Annotated in this window: 18 protein-coding genes; 8 read left to right on the top strand and 10 right to left on the bottom strand. The window is 63.7% G+C overall.

Annotation, left to right across the window (positions count from 1 at the left end):
- The first annotated feature begins 84 nt into the window (after positions 1 to 84).
- Both C7G42_RS15815 and C7G42_RS15810 read left to right on the top strand, forming a co-directional pair.
- A complete protein-coding gene (locus C7G42_RS15815) occupies positions 85 to 879 on the top strand; it encodes an enoyl-CoA hydratase/isomerase family protein (RefSeq protein WP_106949898.1) in 795 nt (264 codons plus the stop codon).
- Positions 876 to 1,448 (top strand): histidine phosphatase family protein, encoded by a 573-nt coding sequence (locus C7G42_RS15810; protein ID WP_106949897.1) that lies wholly within the window; start codon positions 876 to 878, stop codon positions 1,446 to 1,448. Before C7G42_RS15815 ends, C7G42_RS15810 begins: the two co-directional genes overlap by 4 nt.
- On the opposite strand, the gene C7G42_RS15805 is transcribed toward C7G42_RS15810, so the two are convergent.
- The 4 genes from C7G42_RS15805 to C7G42_RS15790 all read right to left on the bottom strand — a co-directional run bounded on the left by C7G42_RS15805 (position 1,441) and on the right by C7G42_RS15790 (position 6,278).
- Positions 1,441 to 2,781: a TRAP transporter large permease gene (locus C7G42_RS15805; protein ID WP_106949896.1), complete on the bottom strand. Its 1,341-nt coding sequence runs from the start codon at positions 2,779 to 2,781 to the stop codon at positions 1,441 to 1,443. The genes C7G42_RS15810 and C7G42_RS15805 overlap by 8 nt on opposite strands.
- Positions 2,778 to 3,356, bottom strand: coding sequence for a TRAP transporter small permease (locus tag C7G42_RS15800; RefSeq protein ID WP_106949895.1), 579 nt, complete (start codon positions 3,354 to 3,356; stop codon positions 2,778 to 2,780). The genes C7G42_RS15805 and C7G42_RS15800 overlap by 4 nt, the downstream gene beginning before the upstream one ends.
- 154 nt (positions 3,357 to 3,510) lie before the next feature.
- On the bottom strand, positions 3,511 to 4,506 hold the full coding sequence (locus C7G42_RS15795) for a TRAP transporter substrate-binding protein (protein ID WP_106949894.1): 996 nt from the start codon (positions 4,504 to 4,506) through the stop codon (positions 3,511 to 3,513).
- Positions 4,507 to 4,562: 56 nt separating this feature from the next.
- Positions 4,563 to 6,278, bottom strand: coding sequence for an IlvD/Edd family dehydratase (locus tag C7G42_RS15790; RefSeq protein WP_199580932.1), 1,716 nt, complete (start codon positions 6,276 to 6,278; stop codon positions 4,563 to 4,565).
- A gap of 171 nt (positions 6,279 to 6,449) precedes the next feature.
- Between C7G42_RS15790 and C7G42_RS15785 the strand changes: the two genes are divergently transcribed.
- Together C7G42_RS15785 and C7G42_RS15780 are read left to right on the top strand one after the other, a co-directional pair.
- Complete coding sequence (locus C7G42_RS15785) at positions 6,450 to 7,148, top strand: GntR family transcriptional regulator (RefSeq protein WP_106949892.1); 699 nt, start codon at positions 6,450 to 6,452, stop codon at positions 7,146 to 7,148.
- A 218-nt stretch (positions 7,149 to 7,366) separates the two neighbouring features.
- On the top strand, positions 7,367 to 8,287 hold the full coding sequence (locus C7G42_RS15780; RefSeq protein ID WP_245427744.1) for a DUF6662 family protein: 921 nt from the start codon (positions 7,367 to 7,369) through the stop codon (positions 8,285 to 8,287).
- Here the strand turns inward: C7G42_RS15780 and C7G42_RS35030 are convergent.
- Together C7G42_RS35030 and C7G42_RS15775 are read right to left on the bottom strand one after the other, a co-directional pair.
- Positions 8,264 to 8,434: a hypothetical protein gene (locus C7G42_RS35030; RefSeq protein ID WP_158537595.1), complete on the bottom strand. Its 171-nt coding sequence runs from the start codon at positions 8,432 to 8,434 to the stop codon at positions 8,264 to 8,266. The two genes, C7G42_RS15780 and C7G42_RS35030, sit on opposite strands and share 24 nt — an antisense overlap.
- A gap of 86 nt (positions 8,435 to 8,520) precedes the next feature.
- Positions 8,521 to 10,314 carry a winged helix-turn-helix domain-containing protein gene (locus tag C7G42_RS15775; protein ID WP_106949890.1) on the bottom strand — a complete coding sequence of 598 codons (1,794 nt, stop codon included), beginning with the start codon at positions 10,312 to 10,314 and terminating at the stop codon, positions 8,521 to 8,523.
- Positions 10,315 to 10,472: 158 nt separating this feature from the next.
- Between C7G42_RS15775 and C7G42_RS15770 the strand changes: the two genes are divergently transcribed.
- Positions 10,473 to 10,778 (top strand): nickel-binding protein, encoded by a 306-nt coding sequence (locus tag C7G42_RS15770; RefSeq protein WP_106949889.1) that lies wholly within the window; start codon positions 10,473 to 10,475, stop codon positions 10,776 to 10,778.
- Between the two features lie 142 nt (positions 10,779 to 10,920).
- Here the strand turns inward: C7G42_RS15770 and C7G42_RS34820 are convergent, their stop codons facing one another.
- Complete coding sequence (locus C7G42_RS34820; RefSeq protein ID WP_147250257.1) at positions 10,921 to 11,244, bottom strand: hypothetical protein; 324 nt, start codon at positions 11,242 to 11,244, stop codon at positions 10,921 to 10,923.
- A gap of 146 nt (positions 11,245 to 11,390) precedes the next feature.
- Between C7G42_RS34820 and mddA the strand changes: the two genes are divergently transcribed.
- Positions 11,391 to 12,164 carry a methanethiol S-methyltransferase gene (gene mddA / locus C7G42_RS15755; RefSeq protein ID WP_106949886.1) on the top strand — a complete coding sequence of 258 codons (774 nt, stop codon included), beginning with the start codon at positions 11,391 to 11,393 and terminating at the stop codon, positions 12,162 to 12,164.
- Between the two features lie 69 nt (positions 12,165 to 12,233).
- Here mddA and C7G42_RS15750 read toward each other — a convergent pair whose 3' ends face one another.
- Complete coding sequence (locus tag C7G42_RS15750; protein ID WP_106949885.1) at positions 12,234 to 13,058, bottom strand: NAD-dependent epimerase/dehydratase family protein; 825 nt, start codon at positions 13,056 to 13,058, stop codon at positions 12,234 to 12,236.
- An 89-nt stretch (positions 13,059 to 13,147) separates the two neighbouring features.
- Here C7G42_RS15750 and C7G42_RS15745 point away from each other — a divergent pair, with 89 nt between their 5' ends.
- On the top strand, positions 13,148 to 14,128 hold the full coding sequence (locus tag C7G42_RS15745) for an SMP-30/gluconolactonase/LRE family protein (RefSeq protein ID WP_106949884.1): 981 nt from the start codon (positions 13,148 to 13,150) through the stop codon (positions 14,126 to 14,128).
- 174 nt (positions 14,129 to 14,302) lie between these two features.
- Here the strand turns inward: C7G42_RS15745 and C7G42_RS15740 are convergent, their stop codons facing one another.
- Both C7G42_RS15740 and C7G42_RS15735 read right to left on the bottom strand, forming a co-directional pair.
- A complete protein-coding gene (locus tag C7G42_RS15740; RefSeq protein WP_094892341.1) occupies positions 14,303 to 15,733 on the bottom strand; it encodes an aldehyde dehydrogenase family protein in 1,431 nt (476 codons plus the stop codon).
- Positions 15,734 to 16,045: 312 nt separating this feature from the next.
- Positions 16,046 to 18,409: a thiamine pyrophosphate-binding protein gene (locus C7G42_RS15735; RefSeq protein ID WP_106949883.1), complete on the bottom strand. Its 2,364-nt coding sequence runs from the start codon at positions 18,407 to 18,409 to the stop codon at positions 16,046 to 16,048.
- A gap of 134 nt (positions 18,410 to 18,543) precedes the next feature.
- Between C7G42_RS15735 and C7G42_RS15730 the strand changes: the two genes are divergently transcribed.
- Positions 18,544 to 19,005 carry an Lrp/AsnC family transcriptional regulator gene (locus C7G42_RS15730; RefSeq protein ID WP_106949882.1) on the top strand — a complete coding sequence of 154 codons (462 nt, stop codon included), beginning with the start codon at positions 18,544 to 18,546 and terminating at the stop codon, positions 19,003 to 19,005.
- Positions 19,006 to 19,067 lie beyond the last annotated feature (62 nt).

The following is a 19,067-nucleotide window of genomic DNA, read 5'->3' as shown; positions in this document are numbered from 1 at the left end:
CGCGCAAGAGCGGCGGTCGGGGATTGTCACTCCTGCCCTTCTGCGATTTAGTTGCAGCAATGACCTCCTGCCGGAGATTTTCAAATGACCGCTCCCATCTCCCTGCCCGATGATCCCGCCCTGCTGCGGATCGACGGCCCGATCGCGACCATCACGCTTAACCGTCCCACAGCCTACAACTCCATCAACCTCGCCATCGCGCAGAAGCTCGAGCAGCTCGCGGCCTATCTCGAAGGCGCGGACGACATCAAGGTCCTGGTGATCGAGGGCGAAGGCCGTGCGTTTTCGGCCGGCGGTGATCTGCAGACGATCGGAGCGGCCGCCGAAGCGGGCACGGTGACGCCGGTGGTCGGCGAGCTCCTGAAGCACTACCACGCCTTCATCGAGATTATCAGGCGCATGCCGAAAATCTCGTTGTCCAGCGTGCACGGCTCGGCCGCCGGCGCCGGCATGGGCCTCGCCTTCATCACCGATCTCTGCATCGCCGCCGACGACGCCAAGTTCACACCCGCTTATGCCAAGATCGGGGTGTCACCGGATGGCGGCTCGACGGTCGGCATCGTCGGCACGGTGGGCTCCCGCCGCGCGCTGCAGATCTTCCTCGCCGAGGACAATTTTACCGCGCAGCAGGCCTATGAATGGGGGCTCGTCGCCAAGACCGTGCCGGCCGCTGAACTCAAAGCGGCGACGCGACAACTCGCCGAGCGGCTGGCGCAGAACCCGCCGGCCGCAATCGCCGGCACCAAATCGCTGGTCTACCAGGCCGCCACCACGCCCGTGAAGCAGCAGCTCGACGCCGAGGAGCACAAGATCATCATGGCGATGAACACGGAAGAATTCCGTGCCGCCGTAAAGAAGTTCACGAGCAAGTCGAAGTGACACCCACGCGCACGTTCTACGGCCTTCGTCACGGCGCGACCGACTGGAACCGCGAGGGACGATTCCAGGGGCGGACCGACAATCCGCTGAACGAGGACGGCCTCCGGCAGGCGCACGAGGCCGTGGACATGCTGCGCGGCGCCGGCATCAGCCGCATCGTCGCAAGTCCCCTGGCCCGCGCGGCGCGAACGGCCGAGATCATCGCGGCCGCGATCTCGGTGCCGCTGGCGATCGACGACGGAATCATCGAGTTCGACTTCGGAAGCTTCGAGGGCCCGCCCGTTCGCGACCTCATGATCAAGCACGGCGTCAATTCGGCGACGGGCCTCGTCTCGATCCTGCCGGCCGACGGCGAGAGCTGGGACGCCATGACGGAACGGTCGCTGGCGTGCGTCTCCGCGTGGCTCGACCGTCATCCCGGCGACGATCTCCTGTTCGTCTGCCATGATGCGGTGATGCAGGGGATGGCCAACGCGCTGTCCGGCAGCTACTTCAGGAATAGCCACGGCACACCGTTTCGCTACGTCCGCGACGGCGCCCAATGGCGCATCGAGCAAGTCGTTACCTAGGACAGATATAGCCGGTCCCCGCCGGCGACTTGAAGCAGCCGACCGATTCCGGCAGCACCTTCTGCGGCAGCCACAGCACCACGCTCGGGAAGTAGATCGCGAATGCGATCGTCCCCAGGAACACCAGATAGATCGGCAACGCAGCGCGTAGCGCTTTCGCGAAACTGACCCCGACGAATTTCGAGGCCATCAGCAGCACCAGCCCGTAAGGCGGCGTGATCAGGCCGAAGGCGAGCGTGGCGATTAGCACCACGCCCATATGGACGCTATTGATGTCACCGGCCTCCGTCAGTGTGTTGACCAGCGGCATGAAGATGATGATGGTCGGCACCGGCTCGATGAAGTCGCCGACCACGGTGAACAGCAGCACCATCAGCAGCATGATCAGATGCGGATCGTTACCTGCCATCGAGGTGATGACATCGGCGATGTAGCTCGCGCCCCGCAGATATGCGAGCATCCAGCCGAAGGCGTTGGCGGCGCCGATGGTGACCAGCGGCAGCGAGAAGATCAGTCCGGCAATGCAGAAATCGTAAGGGATGTTGTTGATGTGCCCGCGATTGAGTGCAGGGATCACGACCAGCACGATCCAGACGACAGCGACGACGCCGGCCTCCGTCGGCGTAAACCAGCCGGTCAAAATGCCCCCTAGCAGGATCACCGGGATCATCAGTGGCAGGGCCGCATCACCGGCCGCGAATACCACCTGCCGCAGCGGCGCCCGCGGCTTGCGCAGGCCGGACGGGCCGAAGAAGTAGCAATAGATCATCAGGCCGAAGCCGATCATCAGGCCCGGCACCACGCCCGCCATGAACAGGCCGGCGATCGAGACGTTGCCGACGGCGCCGTACACCACCGCGGTGATGCTCGGCGGCACAAGCGCCGCGATGGTCGAGGCCGAGGCGATGATCGCGGCGATGAAGGCCGGCTCGTAGCCCTCACGCTTCATCGGACCGCCAAGCGCGCGACTCATCACCGCGACGTCGGCCGTGGTCGAGCCCGACATCTCCGAGAAGAACATGCTGAAGACGACGACGACCTGAGACAGCCCGCCCCTGATATGCCCAACCAGCGACACCGACAGATTGGCTATTCGCACCACCACGTTGGCCGAGCTCATGAGCTCGCCGACCAGCAGGAAGAACGGAATCGCCAGCAGCGCCTCGGAATCGACGCCGTCGAAGATCTTCTGGATGATCGCGGCGAGGGAAACGTCGGACAGCAGCGCGCCGATGAAGACGCCAGCCATCAGCGAGAACGGCACGGGCACGCCGAGATAGCCGAACGACAGGAAACAGACCGTCATCAACGCCAGGACAATAGGTGCGCTCACGGCTGCGCCCTCATCTGCGCGTCGGTGATAACGGGTGTGGCGTCCTCTTCGGGAGGCTCGGGATGGTCAAAACCGTTGCGCAGGCCGTTGACCAGCTGCTCGATGGTGAACAGGCCGATCAGCACGCCCGACAACGGGATGATCGCATAGAGCGAGGCGATCGGCGTACCCGACGGCAGCCGAAAGCTGCCGAAGCCGCGCAGATAATTCTGGTAGCCGTACCAGATCAGGCAGAAGGCGACGCCGAGCACGACGAGGCGGATGATCAGTTCGACGAGCAGGCGCGAGGTGCCGTGCAAGGCCTCGGAGATCGCGGTGAGATAGAGGTGATCGTTGCGGCGCGTCGCAGCGGCCGTGCCGACGAATATCGCGTAGATGAACAGCGTCGACGTCACCTCCTGGAGCCACAGCCAGGGATGGCCGATGGTACGGGTGACGATGTCGGCGGTGACCGACAGCGAGAAGCCGAAGCACAGCACGCCGCAGAGGATCATCAGCGCGAGCTCGAGCCAGTCGAGCCCGCGCCATTTCAGATGGCGTTGGCGCTGAACGAGCAGTTTGTCGGCGATAGCCATTGTTGCCCCCGGCTGCAGCTTTCCGTCATGGCCGGGCTTGTCCCGGCCATCCACGCACCTTGGCGCGGGCTGGAAGGAAGAACGTGGATGCCCGGGACATCTAGCGCGAAGACGCGCTTCGCGCTTCTGCCCGGGCATGACGACCTTGCTGGAACTAATTAATCGACCGGATCAGATCCTTGACCTTCTCGGCGTGCGGGCCGAGCTCCTTGGCCAGCTTGTCGAGATAGGGATCAGCAACAGCCGTGAAGCTCTTCTTGTCGACGTTGTCGACGATCTTCACGCCCATCTTCTTCAGCTTCTCGGCCGCGGTGCGTTCGAGGTCGAATGCCTTCTGCGGCTCCTTGGTGCTGATCTCGTTGGCCGCGGTCTGTACCCAGCCCTTCTGCTCGGCCGAGAGGCTCTGCCAGAGCTTGTCGGAGATGAATACCAGTGCGTTGTTGGCCTCGTGCTCGGTGATGTTGAGGACCGGCGCGACCTCATAATGCTTGTTGACGAGATAGACGTTGATGCTGTTCTCGGCGACGTCGACGACACCGGTTTGCAAGGAGGTGTAGACGCTGCCGAACGGCATGTGCACGGTCTGGGCGCCGTAGGCGGGGAACATGATGTCCTCGGTCGCAGTCGCCTGCACGCGGACCTTCAGGCCCTTGATATCGCCGACATTGTGGATCTCCTTCTTGGAGTACATGTGGCGGACGCCCTGCGACCCTGTCGCGATCACATGCAGGCCCTGCGTGGTCTCATCGATCATGGCCTTGAGCGCTTCGAACACCTTGGGATCGGCGAGACCCTTCACCACGTGTTTCTCGTCGCGGAACAGATAATGCAGCGACATCACGCCGGCCTGCGGCGAGATCGTTGCAGTGTTGGCGGAGGAAATGATCGAGAATTCGACGTCCCCGGCTTTCACGAGCTGGAGCACCTGCGGCTCCTGCCCGAGTTGCGCGCCGGGATATTGATCGATGATCATGGTGCCCTTGCTCAATTCCTTGAGCTTGTCGGCAAAGAGGTCACCCGCGATGGAATAGCCGGTGTTGCGCGGCTGGTCATAGGCGAAGCGATAATGCTTCACCTCCTGCGCCCCCGCCCCGGTCACGAACAGCACGGCAGCCGTAGCCACCAACCCAAGCATGGATCGTGCAATCATCGTTTCCCCCTGTGTTGTCGCCCGCCGCTTGTGCGGTCTGGGCGTTTGTCGTTAGGTCAGCTCGTCTCTGTCTTCCCAGTCCTCTGCATGAAGTCGAAGTCGCAGCCCTCGTCGGCCTGCATGATGGTCTCGTTGAACAGCCAGGCGTAGCCTCGCCGTGCTTCATCGGGCGTAGCCGCCGGCTTCAAGGCGGCACGCCGGCGCTCCAGCTCGGCCGCATCGACCAGCAGTTCGATGCTGCGCCTGGCCACATCCAGGCTGATCATGTCGCCGTTCTGCACCAGCGCGAGCGGCCCGCCAACCGCGGATTCCGGCGTGATGTGCAGCACGATGGTGCCGAACGCGGTGCCGCTCATGCGTGCATCCGAAATGCGCACCATATCCTTGGTGCCGCCGCGCGCGAGCTTCTTCGGGATCGGCAGGTAGCCGGCCTCCGGCATGCCCGGCGCGCCCTTGGGGCCGGCATTGCGCAGCACCAGCACGTCGTCGGAGTTCACGTCGAGCTCGGGATCGTCGACCCGCAAGGTCATGTCCTCGACGGATTCGAACACGACGGCCCGCCCGGTATGCTTCAGCAATTTGGGGCTCGCGGCCGATTGCTTGATGACCGCGCCGCGCGGCGCGAGATTCCCGTGCAGGACGGCGAGACCGCCCTCCTTCTTGATAGGATTGTCGCGCGGACGGATCGCGTCCTGGCCGGGCACGTCTTCCGCATTGGCGACGACATCCCGCAGCGTCTGGCCTGAAATGGTCTTGGCGTCGAGATCGACGAGATCGCCGAGCTGCGCCAGCAGCTTCGGCACGCCGCCGGCGTGATGGAAGTGCTCCATATAGTGCTCGCCCGACGGCTTGAGATCGACCAGCACCGGTACCTCGCGGCCGATCTGGTCGAACACTTCGAGGTCGAGCCGATGCGGCGAGCGATGTGCCATCGCGGTCAGATGGATCAGGCCGTTGGTGGAGCCGCCGATCGCCTGGAGCACGACCTGAGCGTTCTTGAAGGACGCAGGCGTCAAAATCTCGCTCGGCTTCGGCCCCTTGGCCTTTGCCATTGCGGCGGCAACCCTGCCGCTTGCCTCCGCCAAACGGAAACGTTCGGCATGCGGCGCCGGGATCGTTGCGCTCATCGGCAGCGACAGGCCCATGGCTTCGATCATGCAGGCCATGGTGGAGGCCGTGCCCATCACCATGCAGGTGCCGACCGATGGCGCGAGGCGGCCGTTCACCGCTTCGATTTCGACATCGTCGATTTCGCCGGCGCGATACTTGCCCCAGAGACGGCGGCAATCGGTGCAGGCGCCCAGCACTTCGCCCTTGTGATGGCCGACCACCATGGGGCCGACGGGAATAACGACGGTCGGCAAATCGGCGCTGATCGCGGCCATCACCTGCGCCGGCAAGGTCTTGTCGCAGCCGCCGATCACGATCACCGAATCCATCGGCTGGGCCCGGATCATCTCCTCGGTGTCCATCGCCATCAAATTGCGCAGATACATCGAGGTCGGATGCGCAAAGCTCTCGGCGATGGAGATGGTCGGAAACACGAACGGCATCGCGCCGGAGAGCATCACGCCGCGTTTGGCGGCTTCGATGATCTGCGGGACGTTGCCGTGGCAGGGATTGTAATCGCTATAGGTGTTGGTGATGCCGACGATCGGGCGCTCCAGCGCGTCGTCGGAATAGCCCATGGCCTTGATGAACGCCTTGCGCAGGAACAGCGAGAAGCCGGCATCGCCGTAGCTGGTCAGACCCTTGCGCAACCCACTCGTCATCATGCCACTCCATAATCCAGCTATTGTGGTATAGCCTGCCTCTCGATTGTCAATAAAAATGGTCCATTTTGTGCGGCCGCCTGCCTATTGTGCCGGTCGTGACGCAGATTATTGACAATCTGCACCTTCCCTGCTCCACAGAACGGACGGGCCGAAGCCGGAGGCTAAAGGATGTCCGACGCTCGCACCGCAGACAGCATGGCTATCGGGCGCGACGACCCGGATAACGTCGTCGCGCGGCTCGAGGAGGACATCATCTTCGGCCGCCTGCCGCCTGGCGCGCGCCTGACTGAAGACGCGCTGATGTCGCGTTACGGCACCTCCCGGCACTTCGTGCGGCAGGCGCTGGTGGACGCGGAGCGGCGCGGCATCGTCCGCCGCGAGAAGAACGTCGGCGCCACCGTGCGGTTCTATTCTGCCGAGGAGGTCCGGCAGATCTACGAGGTCAGGGAGATGCTGACCCGGCAGGCCGCGCTGATGATCCCCCTGCCCGCACCGCGGGGCCTGATCGACGAACTCACCGCGCTGCAACGGCAATATTGCGCCCGGGCCGATGCGCAGGATCTGCGCGGCATCCACGAAGCCAACGACGCATTCCACCTCGCGCTGTTCTCCGCCTGCGGCAATCCCTACCTGGTCGGCTCGCTCCAGGACTATATGAACCTGACGCTGCCGATGCGCGCGAAAAACCTCGCCGACCGCGAAGGGTTGGCGCAGTCGCGGCGCCAGCACGAGTTGATGATCGAGCTGTTAAGAGGCCGCGACAGCTGGGCGCTGGCGCAACTGTGTGTGGATCACATGCAGTTCAGCAAGTCGGATTACCTGGCTCGGATTGGCGGGGACGAGGCGGATTACCCTCGAGTCCGCTAGGCCGCCCCGGCGGAGCGACATGCCCCCCGTCCCTGACAACTGCATGATCCCTGCTGAACCGCTGCGACATTTGAACGCAACTAAGAACCATTCGCAACAATTGTACTCCCAAGCATTCCATGGGAACGTTCTGCGAGTGACTTGCATTTGCATGGAGGCGATGTTCGTTCGTGCCAGGAATATGGACCTGCGCCCACCTCGCAGCGGCGGCAATCATCGTGGCTGGTCTATCGGCGAGCTGCATCTCGGCCTTCGCCGGTGACACATCGAGCCGCCCATATACCGAGTCCCGCGCCTCGTTGAGTTCCGGCATCTCCAAGCCGGCGCATGGCCTCCGCTCAGCTCACGCGGAGATCGACACCGAGCATATCTTTGGCTTCAGCATGGGTTCCGATATCGGCAAGCCGGGCGAAATCGAGGTGGAGTTCGAGAACGTCGGCGCGTTCGGTAAGCGCTCCGGCACCTACGCAGCCTGGGCCGGTCTCAACCAGGCCAAGTTCACGCTGTCGGACAATTTCCGGATCGCACCAGGATTCGCGCTGAGCGGACAGCACATCAATGGCATCCCGGGGATGGCCGATCATCGGGACGTCGCCTTCAGCGGTGCAGCGCTCGAACTGCGTTACAAGCTGGTCGATCGCGCCGTCGCGCCCTTTGGGCTGACGCTCCATGCGCAGCCGGGCTGGGGCCGGATCGACGACGGCAGCGGCATGCATATCGAGCAATATGGCGGAGAGTTTGCCGCGCTGTTCGATCGCGAGCTGGTCAAGGACAGGCTGTTTGCAGCTTTCAACGTCTGGTACGCGACTGGCGTAACACGCGAGATCGCGACCAATCTGTGGCGCCACGATTCCGAGATGCAGCTCCAGGCAGCGATGTCGTACGCAGTCCGGCCCGAGCTCGTGCTCGGCCTCGGCGTGCGCTACGCGCGGGCCTATGACGGCGCCGGCCTCGACCGCTTTGTCGGTGATGCGGTGTTCGCGGGCCCCACCTTCTCCTACGCCACCTCAAAGGAGATCGGCATCTCCGGCACCTGGCAGATGCAGGTCGCAGGTCGCGCGATCGGCGACCACCGCAGCCTCAACCTCGATCAATTCGAACGCCATCAGGCTTTGCTACGGCTCAATTTGCATTTTTGATGCGGGCAGCACGTGTGGACTCACGCGAGGCAGCGAGGGGCGCTGAAGATCGTTCAGTACCTTCAGCAGTCCCCGATCGACGCGCATCGCCATAATCGGCGCAGGTCTTTTTGGGCTGGCCGCAGCAAAGGCGTCGATCATGGCCATCGCCACGTGCTGGCTGCCGAGCAGCCGGGCGCTGCCTGAACGCTGCCGCCGCCATCGACCTCGTGACACCCATCACGGACGGCCCGCTAGGCAGCACGTCCCGTCGCGCGCGTGTCGGCCTCGCGTCGCAGAGCCGAACACTCGGCCTGGAATTTCCGCGAGCCTAGCTCGCCAGCCGCGAGCTCGGCTGCGTGAATCTCCGCTGATGCGCCCCGAACGTCATCATGCGCGAGTTGCAGCTTCGCGATACGAAGTCTCAGCCTGACGGCCTGGACCCGCCCGTCGATGCTCGACCACAACTGTCTGGCCAGGTGCAGATGCCGCAGTGTCGACTCGTAATTGTCGCGCGCATCGGCGAGAACCGATTGCGCTTCGTTCGTCAATGCCCGGATCGAGGGCATCGGCCATCGGTCGGGACTTCCGGAAAGCTCTTCGATCAGCTCCAGGGCCTGCTCATGGCGGCCCGTATGCGCGGCGGCGAGCGCCAGATGCGCGAACAATATGCCTCGCCGCTGGAGGGTCCACCAGGTTTTGCCGATCAAGCTACGTTCGAGACTGGCGTACGCCGCTTCAGCCTCACCACGTTCAAGCAAAAGCATGGCGCGGCCGGGCTCCGGGCACCAGCCGAAGGCGTAGGCCTTGTCATAGGCTTCGAGCGCGGCGTCGTCATTGCCGATCGCAGCGTGGATGTCGGCCAGCACGCGATTGGCATCGCCGATCGCCCATGGTGCGTCGCCTGTCAGCCGTGCCAGCGAATCCTGAATGCGCGACAAGGCTTCACCAAGCGAGCCCCTGACGCCGAGAACTTCGGACCGATGGAGCTGGCACGAACCGGTCAATTCCATGCCGCTCTCGGTGCAATATTTCTGGTAGCCCAGCGTCCACTGATCGGCTCTCGCCCAATCTCCAAACATCCGCGCCGCCCACAGGATGTTGCAGTAGAGGATGCCTCCGATGATCGGATCGATATCGCCGCTGGAGAGCGCCATCGCAGCGGCAAGGTCCTGATCCGCCTGGCCGGCTCGTGTATCGCCCAGACACAGCCGGTAGAACCCGCGATGAGCAAGGCTCAGTGCTTCGATGCCAACAGCATCCTTGTGCCGGACCATGCTGTAGGCGATATCGGCAAGCGAAAGCGCCTGTTCAGGCTCGCCGTCGAACGCCGCGACCTTCGACCTCATCCACAGAGTGAGCGCCGTGGTGGCGGGATCCTCGATCTCGGAGGCCCAATCCTCCGCCCGCGCCAGCCAGCCCTTGGCGATCGCCGCCTGGCCGCGCTCGAAATGCAAGCCCGAAAGGGTGACGGCGTCGACGACGGCCGCCGGCACATTGCCGGTCCTGGTATGGGCGGCAACTGCGCGAGCCAGAGGCGGAATGGCTGCATCGGCCTTGCCCGTGCATTGCAAAGCCAGCGCCCAATGGTGCAGGTCGGCGCCGTCGAGCGGCCCGGCGTTATCGGCCGCCTCGAACAGCACTGCAGCTTCGCTCCAGGCTTGCGCGGCAACGGCGCGTTGCGCTTGCGCCAGCACGTCCGAGGCTTGCGCGTCAGTCGTACCAAGAGCGGCAACCTTCAGCTCTGATACGCCGTCGAGACAGAAGCGATACCCCCTGCCCGGCATGTTCCGAATGGCGCCATCCAGGCCGCCCTTGCGCAGCACCCCGCGCAGCATGCTCACGGCCCGCTGCAGGGAATTATCGGTGACGGTTACATCAGGCCAGAGGGTATCGAGCAGTTCTTCCTTGGTGACGACCCGGTCCCGGTTGCGCGTCAGATAGACCAACAGATCGAAGACACGCGGCTGCAACGAGACTTCCCGCTGCGCGTGCAGAAGCGCGCGGCCCGCTTCGTCGAGCTCGAAGGGTCCAAACCTGAGGGTCATGTCGTTATGTCCACGAGAAACGAAAAAGGTTCAGGCAAGGATCAGGCAATGATCAGGCGCCGGTCAGGACGATCAGCGCCGGCGGCGCCTATAGCTCCTCACGGCCTTCGGTCACGACCGACCGACGCGCCGCAGCATCAACCCGGAGGAGACGCCTTATGGAACTCTATGTCATTCGCCGCCCAAGCGCCTGGGCAAACCTGAGCGAACTGGAAACCGCCGGCGCAAAGTCAGCGCAGATCGGCAACGAGCAGATGTCCGACCGCGTTCGCTGGATCCGCAGCTATGTCGTCCATGAGGCGGACGGCCGCATCGGCACCTTCTGCATCTATGAAGCGCGCGACGGAGACTCGATCCGCGAGCATGCACGGCGTGTCGGCATGCCGGGTGAGGAATTCTACAAGGTCGCGACCACGGTGGTCGTTCGCAGCGATCCCACCCCACAGACGGCCGCGGCCGAATAGCAGATCAGCGCGCGCGGCGGCCTCGACACCAACCTCTGAGAAAGGATCAGGAGATGTCCATTCAGTCTCAGGCGCCGCTCGCACTGAGCCCCTCGCAGCGATATCTCGCCGCCGTCCTGCTGCGGCTTCGTCGGCTCATCAATCAGTCTGTCGCCAGCATGCTGGCGAACCGCGAGAAAGCCGCAATGCAGTTCGCGAAGGGCTGCAGCAGCACCACGGCCGGCGGCGACAGCACGGCTCGAGACAAGCTGCAGAAAATTTGCATTCCGCGCAACGATTTCAATTCGAGGAAATAGTCATGAATTTTTTCATCCAATCCGACTCGTCCGAAGCCGGGACCTCCGGACCCAAGATGTCCGAGCTCGGAAATTTCAAGTCCAAAACCGCAGCGCTGGCGCTCGGGATAATTGCCGCCGTCACGATGTCGCTGGTTCTGGCTTCGGCCGCAACGACGTCCGACGACCATCGGCGCGAACCAGCGGGCGGTGCAACCGTCCAGAAGAGCCCTGGCAGATGCAAGGCCCCGACAGCCCTCGCAATGTGACGAAGGCAACAGTGGCACGCCACTGACTCAGCCATTTCAATCCCAACCACGAAACTGGAAACTCCATCATGTCCATCACCCTGCATAACGGACCTGCTCAGACCGCAAGCTCGCTGGCGGCACGAAGCTTCGTGCTCGGCTACGGCGTGCTCGCTTATCTCATCTTCTTCGGGACTTTTCTGTACGCCGTCGGCTTCATTGCACAGCTCGTCGTGCCCAAGACGATCAACAGCGGCGCGACAGGCTCGACCGGACAGGCTCTCATGATCGACCTCGCGCTGATGTCACTCTTCGCCATCCAGCACAGCGGCATGGCGCGCCAGGGGTTCAAGAAGCTGTTCGCCGTCTTCGCCTCGCCCGCGCTCGAGCGAAGCACCTATGTGCTGCTGGCAAGCCTGAGCCTGATCCTGCTGTTCTGGCAGTGGCGGCCGATCACGTCGATCGTCTGGGAGATCGACACGCCGATGGCAGCTTACGCCGCGGTCGCGGGCAGCTTCGCCGGCTGGCTCATCGTGCTATACAGCACGTTCCTGATCAGCCATTTCGAATTGTTCGGACTGACCCAAGTCGTCAGCCACTTTGCGGGCCGGCTCACTGAGCCGATGAAGTTCAGGACGCCGGGCCTCTACCGTCTGATCCGGCACCCCATCTATCTCGGCTTCATCATCGCATTCTGGTCCACGCCCACCATGACGTTGGGGCACATGCTGTTCGCGACGGTGACCACGGCCTACATCTTCGTAGGCATCTGGCTGGAGGAGCGCGACCTGATCACCCTGTTCGGAGATCAGTACCGGCACTACAGGGAGAAGGTCGCGATGTTGATCCCGGGCCTGTTCTGATCCGGCACAAATAAAGATTAGAGCGGCCAAGCGAAGCTTTGGCCGCTCTTGCCGTGTCGAGCGGCGCCTTTACCGCTTGTTCCAGTCGATGATCCGACCCGGATCAGCATCGTACTCCATGCTGCAGAACGCACCGCCCTGGAAATAGTCCCCCACCGGATCCGCCTTCAATTTGGCCTGTTCCGCCATGGCGTGCTCGCGGAAATCCTCGGCACGGCCGGTGGGGCGATAGCCGAATTCGTAGGCGCGGTGGTTGTCCCACCAGGCGCGCTCGTTGAGCGAGGCGCCGTAGAAGACTTCGAAATGGATGTCGGGATGTTCGAGCCCGATGCGGCAGAGTTGCACCAAGTCTTCCGGTTTCAACCAGATCGAGAGCCGGCGCTGGTCGAGCGGCATGTCACCGAAATTGCCGATGCGCAGGCAGGTCACCTTCAGCCCATGCTTGTCGGCATAGAGCGCGCCGACGGCCTCGCCGAACACCTTGCTGACGCCGTAGCGGCTGTCGGGGCGCGCGGTCACGTCGGTGCCGATCTTGTGGTGGCGCGGATAGAAGCCGACGGCGTGGTTCGACGAGGCGAACACCACGCGCTTGACGCCCTTGCAATAGGCCGCCTCGAACAGATTGTAGCCGCCGATGATGTTGGCCTGGAGGATGTCGTCCCAGGTGCCCTCGACCGAATAGCCGCCGAAATGGATGATGCCGTCGACGCCCTCGCAGATTGCCTCGCATTGCGCGAGGTCGGCGAGATCCGCGGCCTTGAACTGCTCGTTTGCGCCGAGATCGGCAGGCGGCTTGATGTCAGAAAGCACAAGATCCGGATAGATCGGCGGCAGCAGCTTTCGCAGGCTCGTTCCGATTCCGCCCGAAGCTCCCGTCATCAAGATGCGCGCCATGTCGTCCCTCGCCGTTGGTGACTGATTTGCGGTCACGTGTCTCTAATGATAGCTGGATTGTCCAGAGGGAACGAAACGAGAGAACCGACATGAATGAGGCATCGTCCCACACCGGGCATCTCCGCCAAGGCTGGCAGCCGGCGACTTATTACCCCGACCCCGCGATCAAGGCACTCGATCCCCGCTTCGAAAAATACTGGCTGAAACTGTCGGCTGTGGAGCGGCTCGCGACCGGCCTGCGCTGGGCCGAGGGACCGGTGTGGTTCGGCGACGGGCGCTATTTGCTGTGCAGCGACATCCCGAACCAGCGTATCATCAAATGGGAGGAAGAGACCGGATCGGTCTCGGTGTTCCGCAAGCCCTCCAATTTCGGCAACGGCAACACCAGGGATCGCCAGGGCCGGCTCGTCACCTGCGAGCATGGCGGGCGGCGCGTGACCCGCACCGAGTATGACGGCAGCATCACCGTGCTGATGGATCAATTCAACGGCAAGCGGTTGAACTCGCCGAACGATGTCGTCGTCAAATCGGATGGTTCGGTCTGGTTCACCGATCCGACCTTTGGCCTGCTCGGAAATTACGAGGGCTACACGGCCGAGCCCGAGATCGAGCCAAATGTCTATCGGCTCGATCCCGCCACCGGCAAGGCGACCATCGTCGCCGAGGGCGTGCTCGGACCGAACGGCCTGTGCTTCTCGCCGGACGAGAAAATCCTCTACGTCGTGGAATCGCGCGGCGTGCCAAACCGCAAGATCCTCGCCTATGACGTCTCGGCTGACGGTACCAAGATTTCCAACAAGCGCGTCCACATCGATGCCGGTCCCGGCACGCCCGACGGCATGCGCTGCGACATCGACGGTAATCTCTGGTGCGGCTGGGGCATGGGCGATCCCGAGCTCGACGGCGTCGTCGTGTTCGCGCCCGACGGCGTCATGATCGGCCGCATCGCGCTGCCCGAACGCTGCGCCAATCTCTGCTTCGGTGGCGTCAAGCGCAACCGCCTGTTCATGGCGGCGAGCCAGTCGATCTACGCGCTGTATGTGAACACGCAGGGCGCTGTGGGGGGATAGAGTCTCGCACCGCTCTCTCCTCGTCATTGCGAGGAGCTCTTGCGACGAAGCAATCCAGACTATTGCCGCGGAGAAATTTCTGGATTGCTTCGCTTCGCTCGCAATGACGGAGCAAAACAAAAAGCGCCGGCGCGGTTGCCCGCTCCGGCGCTTCGTTCGTTCAATCGCTGATATTTACGCCGCGTTGAAGCCGGCGACGGCCTTCACTTCGAGGAAATCCTCGAGGCCGTACTTGCCCCACTCGCGGCCGTTGCCCGACTGCTTGTAGCCGCCGAACGGCGCGGTGCGATCGTTGGGCACGCCCTGGAGGTTGACGTTGCCGGCGCGGATCTGACGGCCGACGCGCTTGGCGTCCTCGACCGAAGCACCCGTGACGTAGCCGGCAAGGCCATACGGCGTGTCGTTGGCGATGTGCACGGCCTCGGCTTCATCCTTGGCGCCGATGATGGTCAGCACCGGTCCGAAGATCTCTTCACGGGCGATCGTCATGTCGGGGGTGACGTCGGCGAAGATGGTCGGACGGACATAGAAGCCCTTGTTGACGCCCTCGGGCAGGCCCGGGCCGCCGGCGACGAGCGTTGCGCCCTCGTCGATGCCCTTCTTGATCAGGCCCTGGATCTTGTCCCACTGGCCACGGTTGACGACCGGGCCGATGGTGGTGCCTTCGGCGCGGGGATCGCCCGCCTTGGTCTTGTCGGCGACGGCCTTCGCGATCGCGGCGACGTCCTTCATCTTGGACAGCGGCACGATCATGCGCGAGGGCGCGTTGCAGGACTGGCCGGAGTTGTTGAACATGTGCATCACGCCGCCGGTCACCGCCTTCTGCAGGTCGGCACCCTCGAGAATGACGTTCGGCGATTTGCCGCCCAGTTCCTGGCTGACGCGTTTCACGGTGGGAGCTGCGCGCTTGGCAACATCGATGCCGGCGCGGGTCGAGCCGGTGAAGGAGATCATGTCGATGTCGGGGTGCTCGCTCATCGCGGCGCCGACCTCGGGGCCGAGACCGTTGACGAGGTTGAACACGCCCTTGGGCACGCCGGCTTCATGGAGGATTTCCGCAAAGATCAAGGCCGAGGTCGGGGTGAACTCGCTGGGCTTCAGGATCATGGTGCAGCCGGCGGCGAGCGCGGGCGCGACCTTGCAGGCGATCTGATTGAGCGGCCAGTTCCAGGGCGTGATCATGCCGACCACGCCGATCGGCTCGCGCAGCACCATGGCGGTGCCGACGGGCTCTTCGAAATGATAGTTCTTGAGCACGTCGAGCGTGGTCATGAGATGGCCGAGGCCGGCGCCGGCCTGCAGCTTCTCGGCCATCGGCAGCGGCGCGCCCATCTCGTCAGAAACGGCGGCACCGATCTCCTTGAGACGGCCCTTGTAGACCTCGATGACCTTGGTGAGCAGCGCGACGCGCTCGTCACGGCTGGTCTGGGAGAAGGTCGCAAAAGCGCGCTTGGCGGCGGCAACCGCCTTGTCGACGTCGGCCTTGGAGCCCAGCGCAACCTCGTACATCGCCTCTTCCGTCGCGGGATTGACGACCGGAGTTGACTTCTTGACGGCGGGATCGACCCAGGCGCCGTCGATGTAGAATTGCATGCGATTGACCATCGTTAACCTCTTCTTGGGGGCATGGTGGGGGCGTTTCGGCAGGCATCCTTGCACGAAAGCGCCGGCAATTGAACCCGCCATATGCGGGGCCAGCGTTGCGGCGGACGGAATATGGAACGCGAGTTGAGGCGAGGCAAGCGGCCATGACTCGCAAGAAGCCGGGTCCCGGCTCTGCGCAGCAGCGTTGCACGCTGCAGCGCGTCCGGGACACGAGATTGTAACGAGTCTAGACAGTCTCGTGCCCCGGACGCAGCGCAGCGCTCCTTCAGCGTTGCGCTGCTGAGCCGGGGCCCATGCGGTCGGTTACCCCGACTACACCGCCATCTTTCGATGCAGCACCGGTGCGCCAGTAGTGAGGCTTTCGGCCGCATCGATGATCGCATTGGCATCGATGCCGTAATGCCGATAAAGGTCGGCAATGCTGCCGGTCTGGCCGAACTGCTCGACGCCGAGCGCCTCGACGCGATGGCCGCGGACGCTGCCGAGCCAGCCGAGTGCGGAGGGATGGCCGTCGATCACGGTCACGATGCCGCAGTCGCGCGGCAGCGGCGCCAGCAGTTTCTCGATGTGGCTGAGGTGCTGCACGCCGCGGCGATCGCGCCGCAATTTCCGTGCGGCGGTCCAGCCTGCGTGGAGGCGATCGGCCGAAGTGATCGCGAGCAGGCCGATGTCGCGTCGGCTCTCGCCGATGAAGCCGGTCGCCTCGATCGCTTCCGGTGCGACCGCGCCGGTATAAGCTATCACGAGTTCGGCATTCGGGCCCGGCTTGCGCAGCCAGTAGGCGCCGTCGGTGATGCCCTGCGCAAGCTCCGGCGTCATGATCCGCTGGGCCTGATCGATGCTGCGCGTCGAGAGCCGCAAATAGACCGAACCGCCCTCGCCCGGATCGCGCTGCATATGATCGAAGCCCCAGCCCATGATCACGGCGAGCTCGTCGACGAAGGCCGGCTCGAACGAGGCAAGGCCGTCCTGCGCCATACCGATCAGCGGCGTCGCGATCGACTGATGCGCGCCGCCCTCGGGCGCCAGCGTGATGCCGGATGGCGTCGCCGCCACCATAAAGCGCGCATCCTGGTAGCAGGCATAGTTCAGCGCATCGAGCCCGCGCTCGATGAAGGGATCGTAGAGCGTGCCGACCGGCAGCAGCCGCTCGCCGTTGATCTGGTGCGACAGGCCGAGCGCCGAGAGCATGATGAACAGGTTCATCTCGGCGATCCCGAGCTCGAGATGCTGGCCCTTGGGCGAGAAGTCCCAGTTGAACGTGGATGGAATTTTCTCGCTGCGGAATAAGTCCGCCTTCTCCGCACGCGCGAACAGGCCGCGCCGGTTCACCCACGGACCGAGATTGGTCGAGACGGTGACGTCGGGCGACGTCGTGACGATGCGTTGGGCCAGCTCGCTGTCGCCGCGCGCGATCTCGTTCAGCACGAGGCCGAAGCCCTGCTGGGTCGACATTTGCGGTGACGGCTTGAACGCGAGCTGCTGGGGCACCTCGACGACGGGCGCCGTCAGGCGGCGGCCGTCCCGGTTGAACGGTACGCGCGCGAGGAAGGCGTCGAGTTCGGCGGCGTCCTGCGCGAGACCTTCGTACTTGTCCCATTCGTGGCCGGGCCGAATGTTCTGGCTGTCGCGATATTTCTCCATCTGCGCGACCGTCATCAGGCCGGCATGGTTGTCCTTGTGGCCCTGGAATGGCAGGCCGACGCCCTTGATGGTGTAGGCGATGAAGCAAACCGGGCGATCGTGGTCGATCGACTGGAAGGCGTCCAGCATGCTCGCCATGTCGTGGCCGCCGAGATTCGACATCAGCGCCAGCAATTCCTCGTCGCTGCGCTTGTCGATCAGCTTGGTGATGGGGCCCTGGTCGCCGATCTCGTCGTGCAGGTACTTGCGGAAGGCCGCACCGCCCTGGAAGCACAGCGCGGCATAGAGCGCATTCGGGCAATTGTCGATCCAGCGCTTCAACGCTTCGCCGCCGGGCTCGGCAAAGGCCTCGCGCATCAGGCGGCCGTATTTCACGATGACGACGTCCCAGCCGAAATTGCGGAACATGGTCTCGAATTTTTCCCAGAGCCCTTCGCGCACGACGGCGTCGAGCGACTGGCGGTTATAGTCGACCACCCACCAGGTGTTCCGCAGGCCGTGCTTCCAGCCCTCGGCGAGCGCCTCCCAGATGTTGCCCTCGTCCATCTCGGCGTCGCCGACGAGCGCGATCATCCGCCCCTCGCGGCGATCCTTCGCCCAGCCATGCGCCTTGACGTAGTCCTGCACCAGCGAGGCGAACAGCGTCTGCGCGACGCCGAGGCCGACCGAGCCGGTCGAGAAATCGACGTCGTCGACGTCCTTGGTCCGTGATGGATAGGATTGCGCGCCCTTGAAGCCGCGAAAATTCTCCAGCTTCTCGCGGCTCTGCCGGCCGAACAGATACTGGATGGCATGGAACACCGGGCTTGCATGCGGCTTCACCGCGACGCGGTCCTCCGGGCGCAGCACGTGGAAGTACAGCGCCGACATGATGGTGGCCAGCGAGGCGGACGAGGCCTGGTGGCCGCCGACCTTGAGGCCATCCGCGTTGGGGCGAATGTGGTTGGCGTGGTGAATGGTCCAGGACGACAGCCACAGCGCCTTGCGGCTGAGCGCGGTCAATGTGTCGAGGCGGGCGGTATCGACGGGCATGGCAATGCTCCCGGAAATCAGGTGAGACAATGATACGCCTGCGGGAGGCGCCAAACTTCTCAATTTTTCGCGCCATACCTGACAATATTGGGATATTTTACCAATAGAGTGCCCCAATGACAGGTTTCATTCCAATGCCAGACCTCGACGCCATCGACCGAAAAATCCTCGGCCACCTCCAGACCGACAGCCGCATGACCATGCAGGAACTCGCCGACAAGGTCGGGCTTTCGGTTTCGCCCTGTCACCGCCGGGTCAAGCTGCTGGAGGAGCGCGGCGTCATCGCGCGCTATATCGCGACCGTGGACCAGAAAGCGCTCGGGCTTCACGTCAGCGTCTTCATCTCGATCAAGCTGGCACGGCAGAAGGAGGAGGATCTCAACCGCTTCGCCCGCGCGATCTCGAAGTGGGACGAGGTGCTGGAATGCTATCTGATGACCGGCAACCGCGATTACCTGCTCCGCGTCGTCGCCGCCGACCTCGCCTCCTATGAGACGTTCCTCAAGACCAAGCTGACCCGGCTCGACGGCATCGCCTCGATCGAGTCGAGCTTCGCGCTGAGCCAGGTGAAGTACTCGATCGCGCTGCCGGTGTAATGCGCCGGCGCTTTGAGTGGGATCAATCGTGTAGGGTGGGCAAAGCGTAGCGTGCCCACCAT

The organism is Bradyrhizobium sp. MOS003, from assembly GCF_003020125.1.
Classification (GTDB): Bacteria; Pseudomonadota; Alphaproteobacteria; order Rhizobiales; family Xanthobacteraceae; genus Bradyrhizobium.
The sequence above is the reverse complement of the archived record's forward strand: the minus strand, read 5'-3'. Positions and strand labels throughout refer to the sequence as shown.